The following is a 24840-nucleotide window of genomic DNA, read 5'->3' on the forward strand; positions in this document are numbered from 1 at the left end:
GGCGCGATGACGAGCCGCGTCTGCTGTTCGTCGTTTCGGCGCAGTTTGAGAACGCGCAAACGTTAGCGTGCTGCCGGCTTCGCAAATCGCTCGAACAGATTTGGTAATATGCGCGCGCTTCATTGCTTTCGATCGCATAACAAACCCGTTCCGAGGGGCTCCATGAAGAACACTGCATCGTCCGCATTCCGCACGTCGTCAGTCGCCGTGCTGCTGTCGCTTTCCACGCTGGCATCGGCTGCCGGCGACGTACCGGGTTCGAAGGATCATCCGCTGCTCACGCGTTTCGCAGGCGCGACGATCAACGCCTATTCGCAGACCGAGTTCGACGAAGCATTCCTGCCGAACCAGCCGATCGATGACGTCAAGGCGGCCAAGGGCCTGGCGCTGGAAGGGAAGGTCACGCGGGTCGCCTATACGATCGGCGGCAACAAGTCGACGCTGGAAGTCGAGCGAAACTATCTCGATGCATTGCAGAAGGGCGGGTTCCAGATTCTGTTTCGTTGTACGCAGGACCAGTGCGGTAAGGGAAACGGTCTCGAGTTCCAGCGCTTCGTGATCAGCTCGAACAGGATGATGAAGTCGGGCGGTGGCGACGCGTACTTCGGCGACAAGCATCGGACGATCCTCGCGAAGCTGCCGCGAGCGTCGGGTGACGCATACGTGTTCCTGCACGTGATGGACGATTCGGCATCGAACAAGCGCACGCTCGTGTACGAGGAAGTCGTCGAGGTGAAGCCGATGCAGACGGGGCAGGTCAAGGTGCTCGATTCGAGCGCGCTGCAGAAGGGCCTCGCGGCGACCGGCAAGGTCGCGCTGTACGGCATCTACTTCGACACCGACAAGGCGCAGGTGAAGCCCGAATCGAAGCCGCAGCTCGATGAAATGGCGAAGCTGCTGACGGCCAACCCGGCACTGAAGGTCTACATCGTCGGCCATACCGACAATCAAGGGCAGTTCGCGCACAACACCGACCTGTCGCAAAAGCGCGCGGAGGCCGTCGCGCAGGCGTTGGCGACGACCTACAGGATCGCGCCGGCACGGCTCGCCGCGAAAGGTGTCGCGTCGCTGTCGCCGGTCGCGTCCAACGGCGACGACGCGGGCCGCGCGCAGAACCGCCGCGTCGAACTCGTCCAGCAATGACGCCTGCCTGACCCGACGCATGCGCGGCCGCGCATGCGTCCTTCACCCGATCATCGAACCATGAAAATCCTGATTGCCGCCGGGCTTGCCGGCTGTGCCTTCTCGGCATTCGCGCAGAGCGTCTCGCCGGGCGTCTGGCACGACGAAACCACCTATACGCTGAATGGCAAGCCGCTACCGCAAAGTGCCGAGCCGATGCCGGACCAGTGCCTGACCGCCGCGGACGCGAAGAACCTGCGCAAGACGATGGAATCGCGCCTGCAGCGCGACAACGTCAAATGCACGATCACGGACTGGAACTACGCCGGCACGACGCTGACGGTCGCGCTGGCCTGCGCGAACGAGCAGGGTCGCGGCAACGCGACCGTGACGGGCGACGTGACGCCGACACGCTACGACCTGAAAGGTCAGCTGCGTGGGCAGCATGCTCAGGCGGGTGCCTACACGCTTGCATGGACATGGCGCGGCAAGCGCGTCGGCGATTGCCGCTGACGCAACGGCGCACGACCCGCACGACGATGGGCGCCGTCCTCCGCGCCCGTTGTCGCTTCCGCGACACGACGATTGCCGGGCCGGGGCCGGATGCTTGAATATGTCACGACGTGACATAAAATGAAGACAGGCCTTCGCGTCATCCGGCCGCTGCGCTGCACACGAACCCGGCCGCGCGATGCGCACATCGTGCCGGGCGAACGTCCGGTTCAGAAGAACGGGGCGGCGATCGGGCGCGGCAGGATGGCCGCGGGCCTCGCACGACGGGCGGCGGGTGTCGCCCGCTCTCGCGACGACGACCAAGGGGGAATGACGATGATGGTTACGTTTCGGTCATCCGCCGCGCCGGACATCGTGATGTTGCGCGATCTGGCGCAGTACCTGCTGGGGCTCGTCGGCAAGGGACTCGACGTGCGCGGCGTGATTTCCGCTGACGAATTGCCGGGCGCGATCGCGCGGCTCGAGCAGGCGATCAGGGATGACGCGGCGCGGGAAAGCGCACACGAGCGTTCGACGCAGGCGCTGCGTGCCGAACTGGCGCCGCATGCGGGCGGGCTCGCGCAACGCGCATGGCCGCTGCTGGACATGATGCGTGCGGCGCACGAGCAGGGCCGGCACGTGATGTGGGGCGTGTAGGCGCGCGACGCGCGCCGGCTGCCCGAACCGAACCTCCGCTGGAAGGCCGACGGCCAGGCGCCACGTTGCGCCGTGTCGTCGGCCGATTTTTTGCGTGTGAGGCTTTCCGCTTACGAATGACGGTGCGTGTGCGAGCGGGAAGAGCGCCGCGACGCGCGATGCAGCAGCCGGTCGCGCGTGCGGTCGCGGCTGCGCCGTTCCGCGAAGAACAGCACCGCGAACACGAGGACCGCGAGCAGCACGATGGTGGGGACGATGCCGTTTTCCATGTCGCCTCCGCGAGGTGGGCGCCGATATACGCGGGCCTCAGCCCGCGGGCCAGGCAATGCCGGCGAGCTTCGTGTCGATGAAGCGCTTGGCCAGCGCGATCGAGATCCGCAGCGCATCCGCGTCGTGACGGAAGACGTGATGCTTCGGGTCGAGCACACGTACCTCGTGCCGTCCGTCGGCATCGCGCCAGCAGACGACCGCGACCGGCTGATACAGTGCGCCGAGCTCGAGCCCTTCGCCCGCCGCGGCGTCGACCAGCGCGCTCGCGCGGATCTCACATTGACGATAGGTCATGCAGAGCCGCGATTCCATCGCTGTTCCATTTGCCGGCGCGCGCCGTTCCGACCCCGCCGCGCTCACGTGAGCATCGGCATCGCTTCGATCAGCGCAATGCCGAGCAGCGCGCCGATCGCCGCGCCCACCAGCTTCGGATGCCAGCGTTCGAGATGCAGCGCCGTCAGCAGCGCACCGATCAGGATCACGCCCAGCAGCGCGAACGCGATCACGAGGTAACCGATTTCGAAATCGTTGTTGATCAGCATGATGTCTCCTTCCCCATGTCGGCGTGCCGATTCGCCGCATCGTCGTTCGTTTCGGCGCCGTCGCACGCACGTTATCCGCCTGTCTGAATTATATATCACGATATGATATAGAAAGCGATTCCATGGCTGAGAGATCGTGAATGCGCGACAAACGGGGCCTGCATTGCACGACGCATTCCTGCCCGTCTCGGAGCGTGGCAGCCGGCCCTGCCGTACCGCGCCTTGACGGTCGCTTGCACGTCACCCACACTGGGTTGAGCGACGCGGGGCGACGTGCGGAAAGGTGCGCCCGTCGCGTTCCGACATGAACACGAAACGCGCGGAGAGCTTCGACGTGGTGCGTTTTCCGTTTCGATCGACCGGTGCCCTGCAGCGCAGCGCCGTTGCGCTTGCCGTCGCCGTCGCCGCGCTCGTGCGCCCGGTATTCGCCGCCGCCGGCGACGACGTGCCGCCCGTCACGATCGTCAGCGACGTGCATGTGTTCGTGCTGCAGCACGACGGCTCGCTCGACGAGCACGACGATTCGACGCTGCGCGCGAACGACGCGAACGGGATCGACGCGATCGCGCAGCGCTACGTGTGGTTCGACAGGAACCTCGAGAAGGTCGACCTGGTCGCGGCCGAGACGATCGATCGCGACGGTGTCGCGCATCCGGTCGGCGCGGACGGCATCCGCGACGTCCAGGAGCCGCGTTCGGCCGGCGCGCCGACCTTCCAGGACGGGCTGCTGCGCACCGTCGTGTTTCCGGGCGTCGAAGCCGGGTCGAGCACGCGCATCGCGTTCCGGAAGTCGCGCACGAAGCCGGTCAACGCCGGTTACTTCGGCTACACCGTCGAACCGTCGCGCGAGCCGGTGGAGAGCCAGCGGCTGATCTTCGACGTGCCGGCCGACCTGCCGCTGCATGCGGACGCGCGCGGCTACGTCGCGTTGCCGCCCGTCACGGAGAACGGCCGCACGCGCTACGAATTCGACTACCGGCACGGTCCGTACGACCGGATCGAGAGCGGCTCGGTCGGCTATCCGACCTACGGCGACCGGCTCGTGGTGTCCACGCTGCCCGACTATGCGGCGTTCGCCGCGCGCTATCGCGACGCGGCCGTCGATCCGGGCGCGAACGATCCGGCCGTCGTGCACCTGGCGCGCGCCCTTACCGCCGGCGCCACGGACCCGCACGACCAGGCGCGCATCCTGTACGACTGGGTGCAGGCGAACGTGCGGTACGTCGCGATCTTTCTCGGCGAGACGGCCGCCGCGCCGCATCGCGTGACGGACATCCTGCGCAACCGCTACGGCGACTGCAAGGACCACGTCGCGCTGTTCGGCGCGTTGCTCGCGGCGGTCGGCATCCGCAGCGAACCGGTGCTGATCAATCTCGGCTCGGTGTACACGCTGCCGTCGGTGCCCGGTTACGGCGGCGGCGCGATCAATCATGCGATCACGTGGCTGCCCGATCTGGGCGTCTACGCGGACACCACGACGGCCGGCATCGCATTCGGCTACCTGCCGCCGATCGTGATGGACCGGCCGGCGCTGCTGGTCGACACCGGCGTGCTGTCGCGCACGCCGGCCACGCAGCCGAAGCGCCGCACCGCACGCGTGGAGATCGATGCCGCGCAAGCCGGCGCCGCGCGGTTTCACGCGTTCGTCGAGGACGCCGGCTGGACGGCGGAGCTCGAGCGCAACGTGTTCCGCCGGGCGCCGCCCGACCGCATCCGCCAGCTCGCGAACGAACGGTTGCGGCAAAGCGGGCTGCGCGGCCGCGCGCAGATCGCGACGAGCGACCGCGGCGCGACGGGCGGCCCGTTCGACGCGACGTTCACCGGCACGCTCGATCACTTCGTGTGGCCGGACGGCACGACCGCGGTGCCCGCGCTGTCGAGCGTCACCGGCGGGATCGCGACGCAGGTCGAGAGCTGGCTCGCCGAACCGGTGCGCACGCAGCCGTGGATGTGTCTCGGCGGCACGTTCGACGAAACCGGGCAGATCGCGCTGCCGGCCGACGTCGCGGTGACCGACCTGCCGGCCGATACGGCCGTGCGCGACCGCTTCGTCGATTTCACGTCGCATTACGTGTTCGATCCGGCCGCGCACGTGGTGCAGGTGACGCGGCGGATGACGGCCGAATTCGACCGGCAGGTCTGCACGGCGGACGAGTTCACTGCGCTGCGCGCATCGCTCGAACGCATCGAACGCGACACGCAGGCGCAGATCGTCGTGCGGGCGAAGCAACGTTGACGGCCGGGCGCGGGCAGTGTGCGCGCGGCATGATCGGACGCGCGGGGTCGAAGCCGGCCCACGCGCAGGAGAGGAACATGACGGAACGGGAACACGAAATCGCCGAGCTGGCGAAGGAATTGCTGGGCCGGATCGTGCAGGGCACGGTAACCAGCGGCGCGCCGGTGGATGCGCAACGGTGCGCGGCGCTGGCCATGGAGTGCGCGACGGCGCTGGTCGACGAGCTGGACGCGCGCAGCGGCTGAGCGCGATCGCTGGCGGCGGCGGACGATCGCGCTCAGCGGCGTGACGCGTACGCTTTGCGGTGCGGTGCGGTGCGGTGCGGTGCGGTGCGGTGCGGTGCGCCGCGCTTTGCGTTGCGTTGCGCGCGCTGCGCCGGACGTTACGCGTCGGCGTGCGCGTCGCCTTCCGCACGCACCGCGCCCGGCGGCCGTCCGACCACGCGCTTGAACGCGCGGCTGAACGCGGCGAGCGACCCGTAGCCGAGCCGGTACGCGACGGCCTCGATCGTCTCGTGGTCGCGGGCGATCCACTGCGCGGCGAGCCGCATCCTCAACTCGGTCAGGTAGCGCACCGGCGTCATCCCGGTCGCCGCGAGAAAGCGCTCCGCGAACACCGAACGCGACACGCCCGCTTCGGCGGCCAGTTCGGCGACGCTCCAGTTGCGCCCCGGATCGCGATGCAGCGCGACGATCGCGCGGCCGAGCTTCGGTTCGCGCAGCGCCTGCACCCAGCCCGTCGCGTCGCCGCAGCCGCACTCGACCCAGCCGCGCACGATGAACGCGGCGACCACGTCCGCGAGCCGCGCGAGGATGCCCGCGAAACCCGCGCGCTCGGAGCACGATTCGCGCTCCATCGCGTCGAGCATCGGCCGGATTTCCGGGTAGCGCGCGAGCAACGTGCCGACGTGCATGAACTCCGGCATCGTGCCGACGAGCGGCTGCATGCCGCCGAGATCGAGCTCCATGCACGCGCTGAAGATCAGCGCATCGCCGGCGGCGGGCTCCGCCGCCGCGCACGACGCCGCGCCGACCGATGCGACCGTATCGCAGATCTTCGCGACCTCGAAGCCGCCGATCTCGCGGCACGCCGCGTCCGGATCGGACAACAGCGCATGCGTGCGGCCGTGCGGCAGCAGGATCGCGTCGCCGGCCTCGAGCCGGACCGTCGTGCCGTCCGCGTCGCGCAGCAGCACGGGCCCGCGCCCGACGAAATGGAACTGCGCGCGGCCCGGCGCATGGCCGAAGCTCAGCCCGAACGGCCGCGGCACGTGGATCCGGCGGTACTGCACACCGCTCAGGCGCATCCCCAGCAGCAGCTCGCTGACGAGGTCGTGCACGTCGGGCACGGGAGGAAGCAATGGTTCGGACATGTCGAGATTCGGACGATCGATCAACAATGACGGATTGTATGTCATAGACCGTCCTGCTGCCGCTCCTTACGATACGTCGTCATCAGTACTTTCCCTATACGACACGGAACGACGCATGAATCCCGGAATCTCTTCTGCCGCCACCACGGCGGCGCCGCGCGAACCCGCCTGGGGCGCCGTCTTCGCGATGACGCTCGGCGTGTTCGGTCTCGTCACCGCCGAATTCCTGCCCGCGAGCCTGCTCACGCCGATGGCCGACAGCCTCGGCGTGACCGAAGGCGTCGCCGGCCAGGCCGTCACGGCCACCGCGACGGTCGCGCTCGTCACGAGCCTGCTGATCTCGGCGCTGACGCGTACGATCGACCGCCGCCGCGTGCTGCTCGCGTTCTCGGTGCTGCTCGTCGCATCGAATCTCGCCGTTGCGTTCGCGCCGAACCTGGCCATGCTGCTGATCGGCCGCGTCGTGCTCGGCATCGCGCTCGGTGGCTTCTGGACGATGGCGACCGCCACCGCGATGCGGCTCGTGCCGACCGCGATGGTGCCGCGCGCGCTGTCGATCATCTTCAGCGGCGTGGCGGTCGCGACGATCGCATCCGCGCCGATGGGCAGCTACTTCGGGCACCTGATCGGCTGGCGCAACGTGTTCCTGATCGCGGCCGGGCTCGGCGGCATCGCGTTCCTGTCGCAGGTCGTCACGCTGCCGTCGATGCCGCCGAGCGGCACCACGCGGCTGCGCACGCTCGTCGACGTGCTGCGCCGGCCGACCGTCGGCCTCGGGATGTTCGCGACGATCCTCGTGTTCACCGGGCATTTCGCGTTCTTCACGTATCTGCGGCCGTTCCTCGAACAGGTCGCCGGCGTCGGCGTGAACGGGCTGTCGGCGATCCTGCTCGGCTACGGGATCGCGAACTTCGTCGGCACGTCGCTCGCGGGCCGCGTGCTCGAACACCGGCTGCGGCCGATGCTGATCGGGATGCCGGCGCTGATGGTCGTGCTCGGCGTCGCGCTCGTCGCGCTCGGCCGCGCGCCGATGCTCGACGCGGTGCTCGTCGCGTTGTGGGGCATGGCGTTCGGCGGCGTGCCGGTCGCCTGGTCGACATGGGTCACGCGCACCGTGCCCGACGAAGCGGAGAGCGCGGGCGGACTGATCGTCGCGGCGATCCAGCTCGCGATCGCGACGGGCGCGGCGGCGGGCGGCGTCGTGTTCGACGCGAACGGCGCGGGCGGCGTGTTCCTCGGCGCAGCCGCGGTGCTGGCCGTCGCCGTTGCGACGATCGTGACCGGCGTGCCGAAGCGGGTCGGGGTCGCGGCGCTCGCCGAGTGATGCGGCGAAGCCGATCGACATCGGCGAGAGACCGGCCGGTCGATCGCTGCGTCGGGTAGCCTGCGCCGGTGCGGATCGGCGACGGCCGTCGCGCGGGCACGTTGCAGGATGCGGCGTGCCCGCGTGTTGTTTCATGCGGGCTTCACCGGGCGATCAGCCGCCTTGCTTCACCAGCGCCGCCAGCGCCTTCATCGCCTGCAGGTAAGGGTACGGCCCGTGGCTGATGCGGGCCACGCCGTATTCGGCGAGTTCGGCGAGCGTCGGCGTTTCGGCGACGCGCATGATGTTCACCGGCAGCGGCGACGCGGCCGTCAGCGCGCGAATCAGCGCCGGCGCGCGCAGGCCCGGCACGAACAGGCCGTCCGCGCCGGCTGCCGCGTAAGCGCGGGCGCGGGTCAGCACGTCGTCGAGCAGCCGTTCGTCGTGCGTGTCGGCCGCGGCCTTGAAGAACACGTCGGTGCGCGCGTTGATGAAGTAGCCGATTCCCGCGCGATCGGCCGCCTGCCGGGCCGCCGCGAGCCGCGCGGCCGCGTCGTCGACGGTGCGCAGTTCGCCCGTCGCCGGAAAGCTGTCCTCGAGGTTGCAGCCGATCGCGCCGGCGTCGATGCTGCGCGCGATCGTGTCGGCGACATCGTCCAGCCGCTCGCCGTACCCGCTTTCCAGATCGACGGTGACGGGCAGGTCGGTCGCCTGCGCGATCCGCGCGAGCACTTCCATCACCAGCGCCTTCGGCATCTGCTCGCCGTCGACGAAACCGTTCGCGGCCGCGACCGACCAGCTGCCCGTCGCCAGCGCGACACCGCCCGCGTCGGCCACCGTGCGGGCGCTGCCGGCGTCCCACACGTTGAACAGCGCGAGCGGCTGGCCCGCACGGTGCAGCGAACGGAAATACGCGGCTTTTTCGTTGTTATTGCGGCTCATGCTCGTCCCTCCAGTGGAAATTCGAATCGGTCGTGTTGCTGAACGCTACGTCGATCGTGTCGAGCGCCGCGAGGAAATCGCGCGCGTCGAACAGTTCGCCGACGCTGCGCACGCCGCCTGACGTCCGCATCCTGCCGGTCAGCATGCGCACCGTTGCCTCGACGATGATCGGGGCGCTGACCGCGTAGATGTCGCGTCCCGACGCGGTCGCGCGATGCGTGACGCCGTTCTGCACGACGACGGCGTCCATCGCGAACCGTTGCGCGGAACGGCCGAGCGCGTCGACCGGTTGCGGCGGCGGCGTCCCGGCATCGCGCACGTCGCGCAGCGCGCGCGTCGCGAGCCACGACTCGATCGTATCGATACGCAGATGACGCGCGAGTGTCATCACTTCGGTAAACGGCAGCAGCGTCACGTCGGCATTGCCGAGCGGCGGCGGGAACGGCCACGAGCGGGTGAGGGGCTCCGACGGCACCGCGGCCGGCTTGCCGTCCCTCTGGATCAGCCGGATCGCGTGATTGCGCGCGCCGGTCACGCGCGTGCCGCGCGTCGGATGCCAGCTGTCGAGGCCGGTCGCGACGTCGACGCGCTCGATCGGCCGGTTTGCATCCACGATCGCCGTCACGAGCAGGTCGGCCAGGCCGCCGTAGAACGCGGCGGCCGGCACGAGCGTCACGCCGGCGGCGCGCGCGCGGGCGTCGCGCTGGTCGACCAGCGCCTGCACCGCCGGCTGCTCGGCCGTCAGGTCCAGATACGGAATGCCGGCCCGCAACGCGGCATCGGCGACCGGCAGCGCGGTATCGAGGTACGGGCCCGCGCAGTTGATCACCGCGTGCGCGCCGCGCAAAGCGGCGTCGAGCGCGTCCGGATCGTCGACGGGGGCGACGCGCCACGGCGCCGCGTCGTTGCCGCTTTGCGCGAGCCGCGCGGCATCGCGCCCGATGCGGATCGCGTCGACGCCGCGCCGCTCCAGTTCTGCCAGGACAAACCGCCCCGTGTGCCCGGTGGCGCCATACACGGCAACCGTCATTCGATCGTTCATGATCCACTCCGATACAGACCGGTTTGTTTTATAGTACAGACCTGTAGCGTCGTCAATCTCCGGATGCTATCATCGGATGTACTTTTCGCGGGACGGCGGCCGTCGCGGCCGGGCTGGGATGAAAAAGGGAAACGACACGAACGGGGGCGCGTCCGACACGCGCGAGCGCATTCTGCAAACGGCGAGCGAGCTGTTCTATCGGGAAGGCACGCGGGCGGTCGGCGTCGACCTGATCGTCGCGCAGGCGGGCGTCGCGAAGACGAGCCTGTACCGGCACTTCGCGACGAAAGACGACCTGATCGAGGCGTTTCTGTTGCGCGAGGATGCGGATTTCTGGGCGCACTGGGACGCGGTGGCCGCGCAGTACCGGCGCACGCCGCGCGAGGAGCTCGATGCGCAGCTGCAGTGGATCGGCGAGCGCATCGAGCGCCCCGGTTATCGCGGCTGTCCGCAGATCAACATCGCCGCCGAGTACGCGGACGGCAATCATCCGGCCCGCAAGGTCGCCGTCGCGCACAAGCAGGAATTGCGGCGCCGGCTGACCGAGCTGGCGACCGCGCTGCGGATCGACGAACCCGAAACGTACGCGCTGCGGCTCGCGACCGTCATCGACGGCGCACTGAGCAGCGGGCAGGCGCTGCATGCGCACGGCCCCGCACGCTTCCTGCAGGAATTCGCGCAACTGCTGATGCCGAAGAAGGCGCGCAAGTAGCGCGCGATGCCGCGCCGCTTCAGCCGCGCGTGGCCGGATTCTCCGACAGCGCGCGCAACTGGCCGCGCAACACGTCGACTTCGCCGGCCGCGAACGGCCGCTCGATCTCCGCGTGCGTCCGCTTCCACAGCGGAAACGCTTCGGCGAGCAGCTGGTGGCCCGCCGGCGTGAGTTCGAGCAGGCGGCTGCGCTTGTCGTCCGGATCCGGCTCGATCGTGACGAGCCCGCGCCGCTCCAGCGGCTTCAGCGCGGCGGTCAGCGTGGTGCGGTCCATCGCGAGCAGCGACGCGACCGATTTCATCGCGGCCGGCTGCGGCCGGTTCAGCGACATCAATAGCGAAAACTGGCCGTTGGTGAGATCCAGCGGACGCAGCACGTCGTCGAAGATGCGCGCGAGATTGCGCGCCGCGCGCTGCATGTGCAGGCACAGGCAGCAATCGCGCACCATCAGCGTCGTTTCGAAAGGAAGCTTTTCTTCGCGTGCCATGTTGCAATTGTGTTGATATCAACCTATCTTGTCAAGGGCGAGGCGCGGCAACCCGCCGTGCCCGCGATCGGACGGAGGAAGCATGAGTGCTCAACAGCAGTTGTATCTCGCGGTATTCCTCGGCAGCAAGGAAAGTCCCGGCATGAAGGCGTGGATGGCGCTGCCGGAGGACGAGCGGCGCGCGCGGGAGCGCGACGGGATCGCCGCGTGGCATGCGTGGGTCGACCGGCATCGCGACGCGATCGTCGAGCTCGGCGGCCCGCTCGGCAAGACCAAGACGATCGGCAAGAGCGGCGTCACGGATACCGCCAATGCGATGAGCGGCTTTACCGTCGTGCGCGCCGCATCGCATGACGCGGCGGCCGCGCTGTTCGAAGGCCATCCGCATTTCACGCTGTTCCCGGGCGACGCGATCGACGTGATGCCGGTGCTCGCCGTGCCCGGCATGTGAACGGCGCTGCGCGCGCGGACGAAGCGGCCTGAAGCGGCCTGAAGCGGCCGACGCAGTCGAGGCGGCTGATCGCCCGTCGCCTGCGCGCGGCGATTTTCCCCGACATTTCGATGGAGACATTGCGATGAAGCTTTACGGATTCGCCGGAACGCGCTCGCAACGCGCGCTCTGGGGGCTCAGGGAACTGGATGCGGATTTCGAGTTCGTGTCCGTCAACCTGCTGGCGGGCGAGCACAAGCGGCCCGAATTCCTGCAACTCAACCCGGCCGGCAAGGTGCCCGTGCTGGTGGATGGCGATCTCGTGATTCCGGAGTCGGCCGCGATCGTGCTGTACCTCGCCGACAAATATCCGGAAAAGGCGCTGCTGCCCACCGACCTGGCGCTGCGTGCCCACGCGTATCGCTGGGTAATGTTCGCGGTGACGGAGCTCGAACAGCCGCTGTGGCGCATCACGCGGCATACGTTCATCTATCCGCCGGAGAAGCGGCTGCCGGCCGATATCGAGCTCGCGCGCGAGGATTTCAAGGCAATGGCCGCGATTCTCGACCGGCATCTCGAAGGGCGTGAATTCATCGTCGGCGACACGCTGACGGTGGCCGATTGCGTGACCGCGTATCTGATCGACTGGGCAAGCGAGTGTCAGCTGATCGATGGGTTTCCGCAGTTGCAGGCGTATCTCGAGCGGCTGTACGCGCGGCCGAAGGCGCCGCAACGGATCGCGGACGCGCGCAAGGCGGCGTGAGTCGCAATCGATCGTGCCGACGGGCGTGATCGAGATATCGACCGAGCGGTTTCGCGACGGCTCGCCGGACTGTATTCACGACACGTCGACAGGGCCGCCCAATGCGCGACACAGCACCGACAAGTCGCGAACGGTCAGATGCGGGGACGGGGCACGATGCGCAGCGTGCTCTGTTTCCGACCCTTCGCGGCGCACGACCCACGCGGCCTGAAGCCCCGCATTCAACGCACCGACGACATCGAGATGAAAATCGTCGCCGACGTGCAGCAGCTCCGCCGCACGCACGCCGAGCGTCGCGGCAGCCGCATGAAAGATTTCCGGCTCGGGTTTCGCGAATCCAAACGCCCGCGCGCTGAGCGTGTCGCGGAAGAATTCGCCGCCGCCGGTCAAGCGAAGATCCGCATTGCCGTTCGTCACCGCGATCAGCGGAAACCGCGCGCTCAACCATGCGAGCGCCGGCAGCGCATCGTCGAAGAACTCGACCTGATTGCGCGCGGCATAGAACGCGTCGTATGCGCGATCGGTCAGCGCGACGTCTGCGTGCGCGCGTTCCAGCGCGAGCCGGATCGAGCCGATGCGCAGCGCGCGATAGTCGCTGACGAGATCGGGCCGCGAACGTTCGTATTCGTCGCGCAGTTCGCTCAACGCCAGCGGCGTCGGCAGCACGCTCGCGACAGTCGGTGCGTGTGCGATCAGCCACGCATGCAGCGATGCCTCGGCACGTGCGACGGACGGACCGAACGGCCACAGTGTGTCGTCGAGGTCGAACGAGATCGCGGAAATTTTGGCAAGACGCATGGCGACGGAAGATACCACGCCGTTGCCGTTCACCACGCCCACGGGATCGAACGGCCGGTGCCGTTGTCGACAGCGTGCCGATACAGGCAACGCGCAACCGTCAGGTCCTGCAGCGCAAGCCCCGTCATGTCGAACACCGTGATGTCGTTCGCCGAGCGATCGACGGACACGGTGCCGGCGAGTACGTCGCCGATTTCCGTACGCGGCAGATCGGGCGCCCACTGGCATTCGCCGATGCTGCGCGCCTGCTCGTGATCGTCGACGAAAATTCGCGCGCGCTCCAGGACGCCTGCGGGCAGTTCGCGCTTGCCCGCGGTATCCGCGCCCACGCAGGTCAGATGCGTGCCGGGCCGGACCGCATCCGCGTCGAACAGCGGGCCGCCGCCCGGCGTCGCGGTGATCACGACGTCGCTGTCGGCCACCGCATCGTTCCGGCTTTGCGCGACGCGAATGTCGCAGCGTCCGCGGAATGCCGCTTCGAACGCCGGATCCGGCTCGCCGGTGACGTTCACGTACTGCACCGTGCACCGTTGCGGCAGCAGCCGGATCGCATAGTCGAGCTGCACGTGCGCCTGCACGCCGGTGCCGAACACGCAGATGCGCGAACTATCGGGCCGCGCGAGCGCTTGCAGCCCGAGGCCGCCCGCCGCGCCGGTGCGCGCGGTGGTGATCGCATTGCCGTCCATGATGCAGAGCGGGCGGCCGCTCGCCGGATCGAACAGCGCGATCGTCGCCTGATGCGGCTCGCCGCCGCGGCTGCGATTGCCGGGCCAGAATCCGGCGGCCTTGAAGCCGAGCAGATCCTGGCTCGCGACGTCGCCCGACTTGATGCCGAACACGCCGCCGGTATGCAGCTTCTCGCGCACGACCGGGAACACGCGTCCGCCGCGCCGGCTGTGCAGCACGAACGCTTCGCGGACCGCCGCCATCACCTGCTCGGCCTGGAGCGCCGGTTCGACCGCATCGCGGTCGAGAAGGAGGAGCTGGGCGTCTGTCGGCATGGTGGGGAGCCTGTCGTGAGTGATGCGATGTGCGGATTTTATAGTTTGTCTAGTTTTGGATAAACGGTCAACATCAATCGAGCGAGGATAAGGCGGGGTTTCGTCTTATCAACCGACGGATCACGCGCCAGCACCGTTGCGCGCGGTCGTCCCCGTTGCGCGCGGTCGTCGATTACCAGCCGTAGAAGCGCGGCCACGTCCGTACGGTGCCGTCGCCGCTCAGCGCGTGGTATTGCGGATGCTGCGCGCCGGTTGCGCAGGCGTGGTTCGGCAGGATCCGCAGCCGGGTACCGATCGGAAACCGCTTCGCGATATCCGTATCGGCCGCACCGGCGCGCGACACGATTCCGTGCTCCTGATTGGCCGCGCTCATCAGGTATTCGCCGAGCACGTCGCCGTCCTCGGTGCACACCTGCCCGTAGCCGAAATCGCGCGCCTGCCGCTGCGTGCCGCGATCGCGGCTCAGCGCCATCCAGCCGGCATCGACGATCGCCCAGCCTTTCTGTTCCTGATGTCCGATGACGGTGGTTAGCACCGACAGCGCGACGTCGGACAGCGCGCACACGCCGACGTTGTGCATCACGAGGTCGAACAGCACGTATACGCCGGCACGGACTTCGGTCACGCCGGCGAGATGCTCGGCGGACAGCGCGGTCGGCGTCGAGCCGATGCTTACGACCGGGCACGGCAAGCCGGCGGCCCTGAGGCGCTCGGCGGCGCGTACGGTGCGGCTGCGCTCCTGTTCGGCGATCGCGACGAGCGCGTCGCGGGTGTCGTATTCGTAGCTGGAGCCGGCGTGGGCCAGCACGCCGCCGAGCGTCATGCCGCCGTCGGCGAGCGCGCGGCCGACGGCGATCAGCCGATCGTCGTCGGGTGGAATGCCCGACCGGTGGCCGTCGACGTCGACTTCGATCCAGACCTCGAAGCGTTCGCCGTGCTCGCGCCCGAATTCGGCGATCGCCTGGGCGGCCGGTACGCTGTCGGCGACGATCTTCAGGTCGCAGCCCTGCCGGCGCAGCGCGAGCGCCTGGCCGAGCTTCGCGGGAATCATTCCGACCGCGTAGACGATGTCGCGCACGCCGCCCGCGAAGAACTGTTCGGCTTCCTTCAGCGTCGACACCGTGATGCCGCGCGCGCCGGCCGCGATCTGCGCGTCGACGACGTGCTGGCACTTCGTCGTCTTCACGTGCGGCCGGAATCGCACGCCGAGCGCGTCCAGACGCGCCTGCATGCGCGCGATGTTGTGATGCATGCGATCGATGTCGATCAGCGCGGCGGGGGTATTGACGGGTGGGACGCCCATGATGCGTTGCCTCGAGAGTGGCCGATGCGAGCATCGTAGGACGGTTGATGCGTCGCGGGTTTAACGCGAGCCAAATTCGCCATTAAGCGCAATTGAATGGCCGCGTGCGTGTCACGCCTTCCCGCGCCACGGCGGCGGATCGAGAAATTGCTTCGCGGCGTCGAGGAAAACCCGTTGCCGCGCCGAGCGGCCGGTGCGCGACGGCAGCAGCGCGGTGACGGGCGCCGGCGGCAGATGCCAGTCGGGCAGCAGCCTGACGAGCTTGCCGTTCGCGAGCAGCGGCGCGACGTCCCATTCGGACCGTTCCACGATACCGAGCCCGGCCAGCGCCCAGTCGGTGATGACGGTGCCGTCGTTCGACGACAGCGCGCCCGTTACGCGGATCACCGCGGAACGTCTGGATTCGCGTTTGCCATCGGCCTTTTGCGAGAAGCGCCAGCGCGGAATGTCCTCGTCGTTCTCGCGCAGGCACAGGCAATCGTAGCGGGCGAGGTCGGAAGGATGGTTCAGTGCGTCGAGGCGACGCGCGTAACCGGGGCTCGCGCACAGGAAGCGCTCGTTCGGCGCAAGCGGGTAGCCGATCCACGACGACGATTTCAGGCTGCCGACGTGAATCACCACGTCGGCTCCGGACGCGCTGGTCAGCGGGCTTTCCGACAGATGCAGCGAGATGTCGAGCTTCCGATGCGCGCGCTGCACGTCGCGCACGATCCGCGCGACGTACTTGCGTCCGAAGCCGAACGGCGCGACGACCCGCAGCGTGCCCCGCACGTCGCCGTGATCGCCTGCGATGTTGCCGGGCAGCGCGTCCACGCGCTCGAGAATCTCGACGGCCTCCTGATAGAGCCGCTGCCCTTCGTCGGTCAGCTCGATGCCTTTCGGCTGCCGCACGGCGAGCCTCACGTCGAGCCGGGACTCCATCCGCTGCAGGCGGACCGTGACCGCCGGCGGCGTGAGATCGAGCAGGCGCGCGGCGGATGCCAGCGAGCGCGACGCGCCGATCGCGCGCACGAGTCGAAGATCGTCGAGGTCGAGCATTTCGTGTCCGTTAATGCTGGCGTGGGCGGGCATTAATTAGACATCACATCGGGCGGCGCATCCATCGGCGCTGCCATCCGGCCGACGAGCATGCGTGAGGATCGACGTCGGCGGACGCGCATCGCGCTCGAAGAAAATGGCCGGGTCGTCGCGCGGCCGCCAGTCCGCATCCGATGTCGAGGCGAAGCGAGGATGAGCCGCGTCACTTCGCACGCGAAGTCGTCCACTCCACGCATCGAGCCCGAAAATCGACGACCGATGCGTACCGACCGCGGCCGCGACCCGCGACCCGCGACGCCGACGCGAACGTCGCATTCGTCATCCGGCTCGACGCAGCGCCGGCCGCGAACACGCCGGGCACGCCGATAGCCGGCAGTCCGACGTCATCCGGCCGGCACGCGGCGCGGCGCAAAACTCGCGGGCGATCTCGTTCCGTCCCCCAACTTCTGCCCGGTTCGCCCGCCACAGGGCAAAATACGGGTTTTCCGCACCCGGGAGGGTGCGACCGAATCATGCGCCGGGCCCGGCAGTGCGCGACCGCACGCCGCCGCCGGGCGCCCAGGCAAGCCGCTCGCCGTGTCGCGAGCCCACAGGAGTCCAGACCCCATGCCCGAATCCAACCTGTCCTTCTTCGGCCGGCTGTCGCTGGCCGTCGGCACGTTCTTCTCCGTGCTCGGCAACCGCGAGTTCGCGGCCGACGTGCTGCGCCTGCGCAGCGGCGTCCCGGCAGCGGCGCCGGTTGCGCCGGCCCCGGTAGCGCCGGCTCCCGCCGCGGCACCGGCTCCGGCACCGGCCGCTGCGCCCGTGAAGGCGCCGGCGCCGGAACTGCGCGAAGCGAGCCCGCAAGCCGCGCTGCAACTGCTCGGCCTGCTGCAGCGCGACGCGCGCTTCATCGATTTCGTCGAGGAAGACATCGCCGGCTACGCGGATGCCGACATCGGCGCCGCCGCGCGCCTCGTGCACGACGGCTGCCGCGCGGCGCTGCGCGAGCACTTCACGATCGTGCCGGTGCGCGATGAAGCGGAAGGCAGCCGCGTGACGCTGCCGGCCGGCTTCGACGCGACGGCCGTGCGCGTGACCGGCAACGTGGTCGGCTCCGCACCGTTCACCGGCACGGTCAGCCATCGCGGCTGGCGCGTGGCCGACGTGCGCCTGCCGAAGCTGACGGGCAGCCACGATGCATCGGTGATCGCACCGGCGGAGGTGGAACTGTGAGCGATCCGCGCTATTCGATCGGTATCGACCTCGGGACGACCCACTGCGCGCTGTCGTACGTCGACAGCGCCGCGAGCGACGGCGAAAAAATCACGCAGCAGGTGCTGCCGATCGCGCAGCTGACCGCGCCCGGCGCGCTGGAGTCGCGCGACCTGCTGCCGTCGTTCCTCTATCTTCCGCATGAAAGCGAGCTGACGCAGGGCGACCTGACGCTGCCGTGGACGGCCTCGCGCGCGTTCGCCGTCGGCGAGATGGCGCGCACCCGCGGCGCCGGCACGCCGATTCGCCTCGTGTCGAGCGCGAAGAGCTGGCTGTGCCACCCGGGCGTCGACCGCCGCGCGGCGATCCTGCCGAGCGATGCGCCGCCCGAAGTGGCGCGCGTATCGCCGCTCGAAAGCTCGATCCGTTATCTGACGCACCTGCGCGAAGCGTGGGACCACGCGCATCCGGATGCGCCGTTCGCCGACCAGGACGTGACGGTCACGATCCCCGCGTCGTTCGACCCGGCCGCGCGCGAGCTGACCGCGGAAGCCGCGCGTGCGGCCGGCTACACGCGGATGACGCTGCTCGAAGAGCCGCAGGCGGCGCTTTACAGCTGGATCCAGAAGAGCGAAGGCGGCTGGCGCAAGCAGGTGCAGGTCGGCGACCTGATCCTGTGCGTGGACGTCGGCGGCGGCACGACCGACCTGTCGCTGATCGCGGTGGTCGAGCGCGACGGCAATCTCGAACTGCATCGCGTGGCGGTCGGCGAGCACATCCTGCTCGGCGGCGACAACATGGACCTCGCGCTCGCGCACGTGGTCGCACGCAAGCTCGCGCAGCAGGGCACGCAGGCCGATCCGTGGCAACTGCGCGCGCTGACCTACGCGTGCCGCTCGGCGAAGGAAACGCTGCTGTCCGACCCGACGACCGACGCGGTGCCGCTCGTCGTGCCGAGCCGCGGCTCGAAGCTGATCGGCGGCTCGATCCGCACCGAACTGACGCGCGCCGAACTCACGCAGACGATCCTCGAAGGCTTCTTCCCGCAAGTCGATGCGGCCGCGCGTCCGGTGAGCCGCGCGCGCGTCGGCCTGACGCAGCTCGGCCTGCCGTATGCGCAGGACGCGGGCATCACGCGCCATCTCGCGGCATTCCTCGGCCGCCAGGTCGCGGCGCTCGACGCACTCGAAGGCGTGCAGCGCACGCTGCCGCAAGGCGCGACGTTCCTGCATCCGACCGCGGTGCTGTTCAACGGCGGCGTGTTCAAGTCGACGCTGCTCACGCAGCGCGTGCTCGATACGCTCAACAGCTGGCTTGCCGCCGAAGGCGCGCCGGCCGCGCGACTGCTCGAAGGCGCGGATCTCGATCTGGCAGTCGCACGCGGCGCGGCCTATTACGGCTACGTGAAGCGCGGCCGCGGCGTGCGGATTCGCGGCGGCACGGCGCGCGCGTACTACGTCGCGATCGAATCGGCGATGCCCGCGGTGCCGGGGCTCGAGCCGCCGGTGCAGGCGCTGTGCGTCGCGCCGTTCGGGATGGAGGAGGGCACGGATGCGGCGCTGCCGCCGCAGGAGTTCGGCCTCGTCGTCGGCGAACCGGTACAGTTCCGCTTCTTCGGATCGTCGGTGCGGCGTCAGGACCAGGTCGGCACGCTGCTCGACTACTGGTCGCCGGAAGAGCTGCAGGAACTCGAGGAAATCCAGGCGACGCTGCCCGCCGAAGGGCGCACCGTCGGCGAGGTCGTGCCGGTGAAGCTGCATGCGCGCGTGACCGAAGCCGGCACGCTCGAACTCGAAGCGATTCCGAGCGGCACGGACGAGCGCTGGAAGGTCGAGTTCGACGTGCGCGGCGCCGCCTGAGCGCGATGAAACGCTATACGGTCGGCATCGACCTCGGTACGAGCAACACGGTCGTCGCATATGTCGAGGCCGGGTCCGACACGATCCGCGTGTTCGACGTCGACCAGCTGGTCGGGCCTGGCGCAGTGGCCGCGCAGCCGCTGCTGCCGTCGGTGCGCTATCACCCGGCGGCGGGGGAGCTGCCGCCGGATGCGTTGCGGTTGCCGTGGGCGTCCGAGCCTAAGGCCGGTGCGAATGCCGGTGCGAAGGCTGATGTGAACGCGGCCGGTGCGCCGCCTGCCGTGATCGGCCGCTATGCGCGCACGCTCGGCGCGCAGGTGCCGGGGCGGCTCGTGACCAGCGCGAAGAGCTGGCTGTCGCATGCGTCGGTCGACCGGCTCGCGGCGATCCTGCCGTGGGGTGCGGCGGACGGCGTCGACAAGGTGTCGCCGGTCGACGCGAGCGCGAGCTACCTCGCGCACGTGCGTGCCGCGTGGGATGCGCGCTTTCCCGATGCGCCGCTCGCGAAGCAGCACGTGATCCTGACGGTGCCCGCTTCGTTCGACGACGGCGCGCGCGCGTTGACGGTCGAGGCCGCCAGACGCGCGAAACTGCCGGCGCTGCGGTTGCTCGAAGAGCCGCAGGCTGCGTTCTACGACTGGCTGTACGGCCAGCGCGCGACGTTGCGCGACACGTTCGCCGCACCGCGCCGCGTGCTGATCTGCGACGTCGGCGGTGGCACGACCGACCTCACGTTGGTCGACGTCGCGCCCGGCGACGACGGCGAACCGGCGTTCACGCGCGTCGGCGTCGGCGATCACCTGATGCTCGGCGGCGACAACATGGACCTCGCGCTCGCGCGTCTGGTCGAGACGCGGCTGACCGAGCCCGGCACGCGGCTGTCGGCCGCGAGCCTGTCGCAGCTCGTCGAACGCTGCCGCGCGGCGAAGGAGCGGCTGCTCGGCGACGACGCGCCCGCGTCCGTCACCGTGACGCTGCTCGGCGCGGGCAGCAAGCTCGTCGGCGGCGCGCGCTCGGCGGAGCTGGCGCGCGACGAAGTCGAACGGATCGTCGTCGACGGATTCTTTCCGCAGGTCGAGGCCGGCGAGCTGCCGCGCCGCGCGCGGGCCGCGATCGTCGAATTCGGCTTGCCGTATGCGAGCGATGCGGCCGTCACGCGCCACGTCGCCGCGTTCCTGAAGCGTCATGCGGAAGGCCCGCTGCCCGACACGCTGCTGCTGAACGGCGGCGTGTTCCGCGCGGGCGCGCTCGCCGGCCGTCTCGCGCAGACGCTCGGCGCGTGGCGCGGCGCGCCGCTCGACGTGCTGCACAACGCGCATCCGGACGTGGCCGTCGCGCGCGGCGCGGTGGCCTACGGGCTCGCACGCGCCGGGCATGCGCCGCGCATCGGCGGCGGCTCCGCGCGCAGCTATTTTCTCGTGCTCGACGACGGCGATGCCGGCTCGGCGCCGCGCGGCGTCTGCCTGTTGCCGCGCGGTTCGGAAGAGGGGCGCGAGATCCGGCTGGAGGAGCGCACGTTCGCGCTGCAGCTCGGGCACCCGGTGCGCTTTCACCTCGTGTCGACGGTCGCCGACACCGCGTACCGGCCCGGCGATCTCGTCGAACTCGACGGCGGCGACTTCGTGCGGCTGCCGCCGATCGCGACGGTCGTCGACCGGCAGGCGGCCGGCGCTGCACACGAAACGCCGGTGAAACTGACCGCGTCGTTGACCGAGGTCGGCACGCTCGAGATGCACTGCATCGCGACCGGCGACCCATCGCGGCGCTGGCGGCTCGAGTTCCAGCTGCGCGGCGATGCGCCCGCGCACGGCGACGACACCGCGCTCGCGCGCCATCCGCGCGTCGACCAGGCGATCGAGCTGATCGACCGCTCGTTCGGCAGCAAGTCGGCGAACGTCACGCCGAAGGACACGAAAAGGTTGCGCGCACAACTGGAACAGGTGCTCGGCCCGCGTGAGGAGTGGGACGTTGCGCTCGCGCGTGAACTGTTCGACGCGTTGCTCGCACGCGCGCGTCGCCGGCGGCGTTCGGCCGATCACGAACGTGCGTGGCTGAACCTCGCCGGCTATTGCCTGCGCCCGGGCTTCGGTCACCCGCTCGATCCATGGCGGATCGAGCAGCTGTGGCCGCTGTTCGACGACGGGATCCAGTACGTGAACGACGCGCAGGTGTGGTCCGAGTGGTGGACGTTGTGGCGGCGCGTGGCCGGCGGCCTCGACGACGATGCGCAGGCGCAGGTGCGCGACGCCATCGCGTTCCTCGAACCGTCCGACGACAAGCGCCGCAAGCTGCCGTTCGACCCGGCCAAGGTCGGCCCGGCCGACATGACGCGCTTGTCCGCATCGCTCGAACGCTTGCCGGTGGCGCGCAAGGTGGAGCTGGCCGAGCGCCTGATCGGCCACTTGCAGAAGCCGGCCGAGCGCACGCTGTGTGCGTGGGCGCTCGGGCGGATCGGCGCGCGGCGGCCGTTCTACGGCAGCGCGCACAGCGTCGTGCCGCCCGACGTCGCGAACCGCTGGCTCGACGCGCTGTTCGCGCTCGACTGGAAGCAGGTCGAACCCGCTGCATTCGCGGTCGCGCAAATCGCACGCATGACCGGCGATCGCGAGCGCGATCTGCCGGACGACACGCGCGAAGCCGTGATCAAGCGCCTGTCGGCCGCGAATGCGTCGGCCGCATGGATCGACATGGTGCGCGAAGCGATTGCGTTCGACGAAGCCGACACCGCACGCGTGTTCGGCGAAACGCTGCCGGCCGGGTTGAAGCTGCTGGCGGGTTGAGTGAAACGCGGGGTGCTTTGATCTCGTTCGCAGATCGAAGCATCATTTCCCGGTCAGGCCGTGGAATCGTCTCTCACGCGTGCGGCACCGGTTCGCGTTGTCGCTCCACCGATTCCGTTTCCTTTACGCCATGGGTAGCCGCGCGCCGCGCGAGATGAATGCCCGCGAGCATGCAGCGCACCGAGCCGCCGGCCAGCTCGATCGTCGGCACGTCGAGCGGCAGCAGTTGCGCGGAGCGTTCGATCGTCGCGCGTTGCTCGCTCGTCAGGCAGTCGAACGCCCGCCGCGACAGCGCGAGCACGCGCCCATCCTTGCCGGACAGTTCCAGCGTATTGCCCGCGAAGTTCGCGATCTGCGCGTGATCGAGCGCGATCACGGTGCGGCCCGTTTCGGTCAGGCGTTGCGCGATCTCGTCGCGGCGGCGCCGGTTCGCGACCAGGTCGAGCCCGACCATCGCGAACTCGGTGGCGACGCTCATCATCACGTTCGTGTGATAGATCGGCTTCCCGTTCGCGTCCGCGGTATCGAAGCAGATCGGTTCGAAGTTGAAGTTCGTGCAGAAGCGTTCGAGCGCGACCGGATCGGCGCGGCGCGAACGCGCGGTGTACGCGATTCGCGCGACGTGGTCGAGTACCATCGCGCCGGTGCCTTCGAGAAACACGTCGTCGTATTCGAGCCCCGAGTAGTCGATCACGTCCTGCACGCGGTATTCGGCCTTCAGCATCTCGATCACATCGGCCCGCCGCTCGCGGCGGCGGTTCGGGCTATACATCGGAAACAGCGCGATGTGCCCGCCCGGATGCGTCGAGAACCAGTTGTTCGGGAACACCGAGTCGGGCGTGTCGCGCTCGCCGTGGTCGTCGAACACATGCACGCGCACGCCGGCGTCCGTGAGCGTCTGCGCGGCGGCCGTGACTTCGTCGCGCGCGGCGGCCGACACCGACTGCGTGTCGTTCACGCCGCCGGCAGCCATGCGTTGGAACGCGTTGTCGGCCGCGGTCTGCGGGTTCGGCAGGAAGTGGTGCGGCCGGATCATCACGACGGCGGCCGGCGCCTGGATCGATACGAGGTTCATGAAAGGTCGAGGCGAGAGGCGGGGGAGGCGGGCGGCGCGCACGCCGCCGGGCATGACGATCAGCGCGCGAACGCGGCGACGGCTTCGGTCACGAACGCCGCATGACCGTGCGCGATCGCGGCCGGATCGTCGATCAGCGCGAACAGGTTCTTCGGATCGACGGCCGGCGGAATCAGCGCGATCTCGACGCCCGCGTTGTGCTGCTGCGCGAGCGCGTACAGGTAGCGCAGCGCCGAGTAGTCCTCGAGCGCGAAGCCGACCGAGTCGAACACCGTCACTTCGTCCGCGCGTTCGCGGCCGGTCGTCTCGCCCTGCAGCACGCGCCACAGTTCGGTCACCGGGAAGTCGGCCGGCATCTGCTGGATCTCGCCCTCGATGCGCGACTGCGGCTCGAATTCGACGAACACGCGACCCGCTTCCAGCACACCGGCCTCGAGCTCGGTCTTGCCCGGGCAATCGCCGCCGACCGCGTTCACGTGCATGCCGGGCTCGATCATGTCGGCCGTGACGATGGTCGCGTATGCCTTGTCGGCGGTGACGGTCGTCACGATGTCGGCACCGCGCACGGCGTCGGCGGTCGATGCGGCACGCACGACGCGCAAGTCAGGGTAGGCGGCGAGGTTCTGCACGAGCTTGTCGGTCGCGTGCGGATCGACGTCGAACACGTGGATCTCGTCGATGCCGAGCAGCGTGTGGAATGCGATCGCCTGGAATTCGCTCTGCGCGCCGTTGCCGATCAGCGCCATCGTGCGCGAGTCGCGGCGTGCGAGCGCCTGCGCGGCCAGCACCGACGTCGCGGCCGTGCGCAGCGCGGTGGTCAGCGTCAGTTCGGCGAGCAGCAGCGGGTAGCCGGTATCGACTTCGGCGAGCGCGCCGAACGCCATCACCGTATGCATGCCGCGCGCGGCATTGACGGGATGGCCGTTCACGTACTTGAACGCGAACAGCGACGCGTTCGCGACGGGCATCAACTCGATTACGCCGTCGCGCGAATGACACGCGACGCGCGGCGACTTGTCGAAATCGGCCCAGTGCAGGTAATCGGCGCGCAGCGTGTCGACGAGCTCTCGCAGGAACGGCGTGACGCCCGTTTTGGCGATCAGTCGGGCGGTGGCGGGAACGTCGAGGAAGCGAGTCATCGGTCTGTCTCCATTGTGTTGCCGGGACGGGTGTCCTGGCGCTCCGGTCGGCCGGGGCGGGCGCTGCGGCCCGGGCCCCGGCTCCATGAAAAGCGCTGGCGCGGCGTGTGCGGCCGGCCGATGAGTCATTATTTCCGCGAGTCGAGCCAACAAAAAGACGGCAAAAGTGGCAGATTTATCGATAGACTTGGCAAATTGCCGGCCCTATCCGGCAGTTTGCTCAATTTGCGCTAGTCGGAATGCAGGGTGTCCGGCACGCTGGCGGCCGGCTCACGCTCAACAG

The 24840-nt window shown here is 69.2% G+C and carries 25 protein-coding genes and 1 pseudogene; 12 read left to right on the forward strand and 14 right to left on the reverse strand.

Annotated features, from left to right (window positions below):
* Nucleotides 1–162 precede the first annotated feature (162 nt).
* From Q3A80_RS07010 to Q3A80_RS07020, 3 genes are all read left to right on the forward strand, one after another.
* A complete protein-coding gene (locus Q3A80_RS07010; RefSeq protein ID WP_446328336.1) occupies nucleotides 163–1143 on the forward strand; it encodes a DUF4892 domain-containing protein in 981 nt (326 codons plus the stop codon).
* 60 nt (nucleotides 1144–1203) lie between these two features.
* The gene (locus Q3A80_RS07015) at nucleotides 1204–1635 is read left to right on the forward strand and encodes a DUF3617 domain-containing protein (RefSeq protein WP_446328337.1); all 432 of its coding nucleotides are present in this window, start codon (nucleotides 1204–1206) and stop codon (nucleotides 1633–1635) included.
* Nucleotides 1636–1950: 315 nt separating this feature from the next.
* The gene (locus tag Q3A80_RS07020) at nucleotides 1951–2271 is read left to right on the forward strand and encodes a DUF1840 domain-containing protein (RefSeq protein WP_446328338.1); all 321 of its coding nucleotides are present in this window, start codon (nucleotides 1951–1953) and stop codon (nucleotides 2269–2271) included.
* Nucleotides 2272–2381: 110 nt separating this feature from the next.
* On the opposite strand, the gene Q3A80_RS07025 is transcribed toward Q3A80_RS07020, so the two are convergent.
* Genes Q3A80_RS07025 through Q3A80_RS07035 form a run of 3 tightly spaced genes read right to left on the reverse strand, consistent with a single transcriptional unit; the run spans nucleotide 2382 to nucleotide 3083 of the window.
* Entirely contained in the window at nucleotides 2382–2540 is a 159-nt protein-coding gene (locus Q3A80_RS07025; RefSeq protein ID WP_446328339.1) for a hypothetical protein, read from the reverse strand.
* Between the two features lie 37 nt (nucleotides 2541–2577).
* A complete protein-coding gene (locus Q3A80_RS07030) occupies nucleotides 2578–2853 on the reverse strand; it encodes a hypothetical protein (RefSeq protein WP_446328340.1) in 276 nt (91 codons plus the stop codon).
* A gap of 44 nt (nucleotides 2854–2897) precedes the next feature.
* Complete coding sequence (locus Q3A80_RS07035) at nucleotides 2898–3083, reverse strand: hypothetical protein (RefSeq protein WP_006749647.1); 186 nt, start codon at nucleotides 3081–3083, stop codon at nucleotides 2898–2900.
* A gap of 334 nt (nucleotides 3084–3417) precedes the next feature.
* Here Q3A80_RS07035 and Q3A80_RS07040 point away from each other — a divergent pair, with 334 nt between their 5' ends.
* Nucleotides 3418–5319, forward strand: a complete 1902-nt coding sequence (locus Q3A80_RS07040; protein WP_446328445.1) for a DUF3857 domain-containing transglutaminase family protein — start codon at nucleotides 3418–3420, stop codon at nucleotides 5317–5319.
* 77 nt (nucleotides 5320–5396) lie between these two features.
* Nucleotides 5397–5564: a hypothetical protein gene (locus Q3A80_RS07045; RefSeq protein ID WP_446328341.1), complete on the forward strand. Its 168-nt coding sequence runs from the start codon at nucleotides 5397–5399 to the stop codon at nucleotides 5562–5564.
* Between the two features lie 137 nt (nucleotides 5565–5701).
* Here Q3A80_RS07045 and Q3A80_RS07050 read toward each other — a convergent pair whose 3' ends face one another.
* Nucleotides 5702–6736: an AraC family transcriptional regulator gene (locus Q3A80_RS07050; protein WP_446328342.1), complete on the reverse strand. Its 1035-nt coding sequence runs from the start codon at nucleotides 6734–6736 to the stop codon at nucleotides 5702–5704.
* A gap of 70 nt (nucleotides 6737–6806) precedes the next feature.
* On the opposite strand from Q3A80_RS07050, the gene Q3A80_RS07055 reads away from it, so the two are divergent.
* On the forward strand, nucleotides 6807–8015 hold the full coding sequence (locus Q3A80_RS07055) for an MFS transporter (protein ID WP_446328343.1): 1209 nt from the start codon (nucleotides 6807–6809) through the stop codon (nucleotides 8013–8015).
* Between the two features lie 153 nt (nucleotides 8016–8168).
* Here Q3A80_RS07055 and Q3A80_RS07060 read toward each other — a convergent pair whose 3' ends face one another.
* Both Q3A80_RS07060 and Q3A80_RS07065 read right to left on the reverse strand, forming a co-directional pair.
* Nucleotides 8169–8936 (reverse strand): isocitrate lyase/PEP mutase family protein, encoded by a 768-nt coding sequence (locus Q3A80_RS07060; protein ID WP_446328344.1) that lies wholly within the window; start codon nucleotides 8934–8936, stop codon nucleotides 8169–8171.
* The gene (locus tag Q3A80_RS07065; protein ID WP_446328345.1) at nucleotides 8923–9978 is read right to left on the reverse strand and encodes a saccharopine dehydrogenase family protein; all 1056 of its coding nucleotides are present in this window, start codon (nucleotides 9976–9978) and stop codon (nucleotides 8923–8925) included. The genes Q3A80_RS07060 and Q3A80_RS07065 overlap by 14 nt, the downstream gene beginning before the upstream one ends.
* Before the next feature lie 118 nt (nucleotides 9979–10096).
* Between Q3A80_RS07065 and Q3A80_RS07070 the strand changes: the two genes are divergently transcribed.
* A complete protein-coding gene (locus Q3A80_RS07070; RefSeq protein WP_446328346.1) occupies nucleotides 10097–10690 on the forward strand; it encodes a TetR/AcrR family transcriptional regulator in 594 nt (197 codons plus the stop codon).
* A 19-nt stretch (nucleotides 10691–10709) separates the two neighbouring features.
* On the opposite strand, the gene Q3A80_RS07075 is transcribed toward Q3A80_RS07070, so the two are convergent.
* Entirely contained in the window at nucleotides 10710–11177 is a 468-nt protein-coding gene (locus Q3A80_RS07075) for a MarR family winged helix-turn-helix transcriptional regulator (protein WP_446328347.1), read from the reverse strand.
* A gap of 82 nt (nucleotides 11178–11259) precedes the next feature.
* Between Q3A80_RS07075 and Q3A80_RS07080 the strand changes: the two genes are divergently transcribed.
* Together Q3A80_RS07080 and Q3A80_RS07085 are read left to right on the forward strand one after the other, a co-directional pair.
* Nucleotides 11260–11628 (forward strand): hypothetical protein, encoded by a 369-nt coding sequence (locus Q3A80_RS07080; RefSeq protein ID WP_446328348.1) that lies wholly within the window; start codon nucleotides 11260–11262, stop codon nucleotides 11626–11628.
* A 124-nt stretch (nucleotides 11629–11752) separates the two neighbouring features.
* Nucleotides 11753–12370, forward strand: coding sequence for a glutathione S-transferase family protein (locus Q3A80_RS07085; RefSeq protein ID WP_446328349.1), 618 nt, complete (start codon nucleotides 11753–11755; stop codon nucleotides 12368–12370).
* Nucleotides 12371–12445: 75 nt separating this feature from the next.
* On the opposite strand, the gene Q3A80_RS07090 is transcribed toward Q3A80_RS07085, so the two are convergent.
* From Q3A80_RS07090 to Q3A80_RS07110, 5 genes and pseudogenes are all read right to left on the reverse strand, one after another.
* Nucleotides 12446–13168 carry an HAD family hydrolase gene (locus tag Q3A80_RS07090; protein ID WP_446328350.1) on the reverse strand — a complete coding sequence of 241 codons (723 nt, stop codon included), beginning with the start codon at nucleotides 13166–13168 and terminating at the stop codon, nucleotides 12446–12448.
* Nucleotides 13169–13197: 29 nt separating this feature from the next.
* Nucleotides 13198–14169, reverse strand: coding sequence for an ornithine cyclodeaminase family protein (locus Q3A80_RS07095; RefSeq protein ID WP_446328351.1), 972 nt, complete (start codon nucleotides 14167–14169; stop codon nucleotides 13198–13200).
* A 172-nt stretch (nucleotides 14170–14341) separates the two neighbouring features.
* On the reverse strand, nucleotides 14342–15472 hold the full coding sequence (locus tag Q3A80_RS07100) for a DSD1 family PLP-dependent enzyme (protein WP_446328352.1): 1131 nt from the start codon (nucleotides 15470–15472) through the stop codon (nucleotides 14342–14344).
* Nucleotides 15473–15583: 111 nt separating this feature from the next.
* Nucleotides 15584–16510: a LysR family transcriptional regulator gene (locus Q3A80_RS07105; RefSeq protein ID WP_446328353.1), complete on the reverse strand. Its 927-nt coding sequence runs from the start codon at nucleotides 16508–16510 to the stop codon at nucleotides 15584–15586.
* 231 nt (nucleotides 16511–16741) lie between these two features.
* A pseudogene (locus Q3A80_RS07110) lies at nucleotides 16742–16871 on the reverse strand (NAD(P)/FAD-dependent oxidoreductase); the annotation flags it as partial.
* A 245-nt stretch (nucleotides 16872–17116) separates the two neighbouring features.
* Between Q3A80_RS07110 and Q3A80_RS07115 the strand changes: the two are divergent.
* Genes Q3A80_RS07115 through Q3A80_RS07125 form a run of 3 tightly spaced genes read left to right on the forward strand, consistent with a single transcriptional unit; the run spans nucleotide 17117 to nucleotide 22343 of the window.
* The gene (locus tag Q3A80_RS07115; protein ID WP_446328354.1) at nucleotides 17117–17725 is read left to right on the forward strand and encodes a DUF2760 domain-containing protein; all 609 of its coding nucleotides are present in this window, start codon (nucleotides 17117–17119) and stop codon (nucleotides 17723–17725) included.
* The gene (locus tag Q3A80_RS07120) at nucleotides 17722–19563 is read left to right on the forward strand and encodes an Hsp70 family protein (protein WP_446328355.1); all 1842 of its coding nucleotides are present in this window, start codon (nucleotides 17722–17724) and stop codon (nucleotides 19561–19563) included. The genes Q3A80_RS07115 and Q3A80_RS07120 overlap by 4 nt, the downstream gene beginning before the upstream one ends.
* A 5-nt stretch (nucleotides 19564–19568) precedes the next feature.
* Entirely contained in the window at nucleotides 19569–22343 is a 2775-nt protein-coding gene (locus tag Q3A80_RS07125; RefSeq protein WP_446328356.1) for an Hsp70 family protein, read from the forward strand.
* A gap of 73 nt (nucleotides 22344–22416) precedes the next feature.
* Here Q3A80_RS07125 and ctlX read toward each other — a convergent pair whose 3' ends face one another.
* On the reverse strand, nucleotides 22417–23418 hold the full coding sequence (gene ctlX, locus Q3A80_RS07130) for a citrulline utilization hydrolase CtlX (protein WP_446328357.1): 1002 nt from the start codon (nucleotides 23416–23418) through the stop codon (nucleotides 22417–22419).
* Between the two features lie 59 nt (nucleotides 23419–23477).
* Nucleotides 23478–24557 carry an ornithine cyclodeaminase gene (locus Q3A80_RS07135; RefSeq protein WP_446328358.1) on the reverse strand — a complete coding sequence of 360 codons (1080 nt, stop codon included), beginning with the start codon at nucleotides 24555–24557 and terminating at the stop codon, nucleotides 23478–23480.
* Between the last annotated feature and the right edge of the window lie 283 nt (nucleotides 24558–24840).

Source organism: Burkholderia sp. SR8 (genome assembly GCF_052851275.1).

Excerpts from the sequence above, each read along its gene's own strand:
- Q3A80_RS07010 (WP_446328336.1), top strand. The coding sequence starts at position 163 with ATGAAGAACACTGCATCGTCCGCATTCCGCACGTCGTCAGTCGCCGTG.
- Q3A80_RS07015 (WP_446328337.1), top strand. The coding sequence starts at position 1,204 with ATGAAAATCCTGATTGCCGCCGGGCTTGCCGGCTGTGCCTTCTCGGCA.
- Q3A80_RS07020 (WP_446328338.1), top strand. The coding sequence starts at position 1,951 with ATGATGGTTACGTTTCGGTCATCCGCCGCGCCGGACATCGTGATGTTG.
- Q3A80_RS07025 (WP_446328339.1), bottom strand. The coding sequence starts at position 2,540 with ATGGAAAACGGCATCGTCCCCACCATCGTGCTGCTCGCGGTCCTCGTG.
- Q3A80_RS07030 (WP_446328340.1), bottom strand. The coding sequence starts at position 2,853 with ATGGAATCGCGGCTCTGCATGACCTATCGTCAATGTGAGATCCGCGCG.
- Q3A80_RS07035 (WP_006749647.1), bottom strand. The coding sequence starts at position 3,083 with ATGCTGATCAACAACGATTTCGAAATCGGTTACCTCGTGATCGCGTTC.
- Q3A80_RS07045 (WP_446328341.1), top strand. The coding sequence starts at position 5,397 with ATGACGGAACGGGAACACGAAATCGCCGAGCTGGCGAAGGAATTGCTG.
- Q3A80_RS07050 (WP_446328342.1), bottom strand. The coding sequence starts at position 6,736 with ATGACATACAATCCGTCATTGTTGATCGATCGTCCGAATCTCGACATG.
- Q3A80_RS07055 (WP_446328343.1), top strand. The coding sequence starts at position 6,807 with ATGAATCCCGGAATCTCTTCTGCCGCCACCACGGCGGCGCCGCGCGAA.
- Q3A80_RS07060 (WP_446328344.1), bottom strand. The coding sequence starts at position 8,936 with ATGAGCCGCAATAACAACGAAAAAGCCGCGTATTTCCGTTCGCTGCAC.
- Q3A80_RS07065 (WP_446328345.1), bottom strand. The coding sequence starts at position 9,978 with ATGAACGATCGAATGACGGTTGCCGTGTATGGCGCCACCGGGCACACG.
- Q3A80_RS07070 (WP_446328346.1), top strand. The coding sequence starts at position 10,097 with ATGAAAAAGGGAAACGACACGAACGGGGGCGCGTCCGACACGCGCGAG.
- Q3A80_RS07075 (WP_446328347.1), bottom strand. The coding sequence starts at position 11,177 with ATGGCACGCGAAGAAAAGCTTCCTTTCGAAACGACGCTGATGGTGCGC.
- Q3A80_RS07080 (WP_446328348.1), top strand. The coding sequence starts at position 11,260 with ATGAGTGCTCAACAGCAGTTGTATCTCGCGGTATTCCTCGGCAGCAAG.
- Q3A80_RS07085 (WP_446328349.1), top strand. The coding sequence starts at position 11,753 with ATGAAGCTTTACGGATTCGCCGGAACGCGCTCGCAACGCGCGCTCTGG.
- Q3A80_RS07090 (WP_446328350.1), bottom strand. The coding sequence starts at position 13,168 with ATGCGTCTTGCCAAAATTTCCGCGATCTCGTTCGACCTCGACGACACA.
- Q3A80_RS07095 (WP_446328351.1), bottom strand. The coding sequence starts at position 14,169 with ATGCCGACAGACGCCCAGCTCCTCCTTCTCGACCGCGATGCGGTCGAA.
- Q3A80_RS07100 (WP_446328352.1), bottom strand. The coding sequence starts at position 15,472 with ATGGGCGTCCCACCCGTCAATACCCCCGCCGCGCTGATCGACATCGAT.
- Q3A80_RS07105 (WP_446328353.1), bottom strand. The coding sequence starts at position 16,510 with ATGCTCGACCTCGACGATCTTCGACTCGTGCGCGCGATCGGCGCGTCG.
- Q3A80_RS07115 (WP_446328354.1), top strand. The coding sequence starts at position 17,117 with ATGCCCGAATCCAACCTGTCCTTCTTCGGCCGGCTGTCGCTGGCCGTC.
- Q3A80_RS07125 (WP_446328356.1), top strand. The coding sequence starts at position 19,569 with ATGAAACGCTATACGGTCGGCATCGACCTCGGTACGAGCAACACGGTC.
- ctlX (WP_446328357.1), bottom strand. The coding sequence starts at position 23,418 with ATGAACCTCGTATCGATCCAGGCGCCGGCCGCCGTCGTGATGATCCGG.
- Q3A80_RS07135 (WP_446328358.1), bottom strand. The coding sequence starts at position 24,557 with ATGACTCGCTTCCTCGACGTTCCCGCCACCGCCCGACTGATCGCCAAA.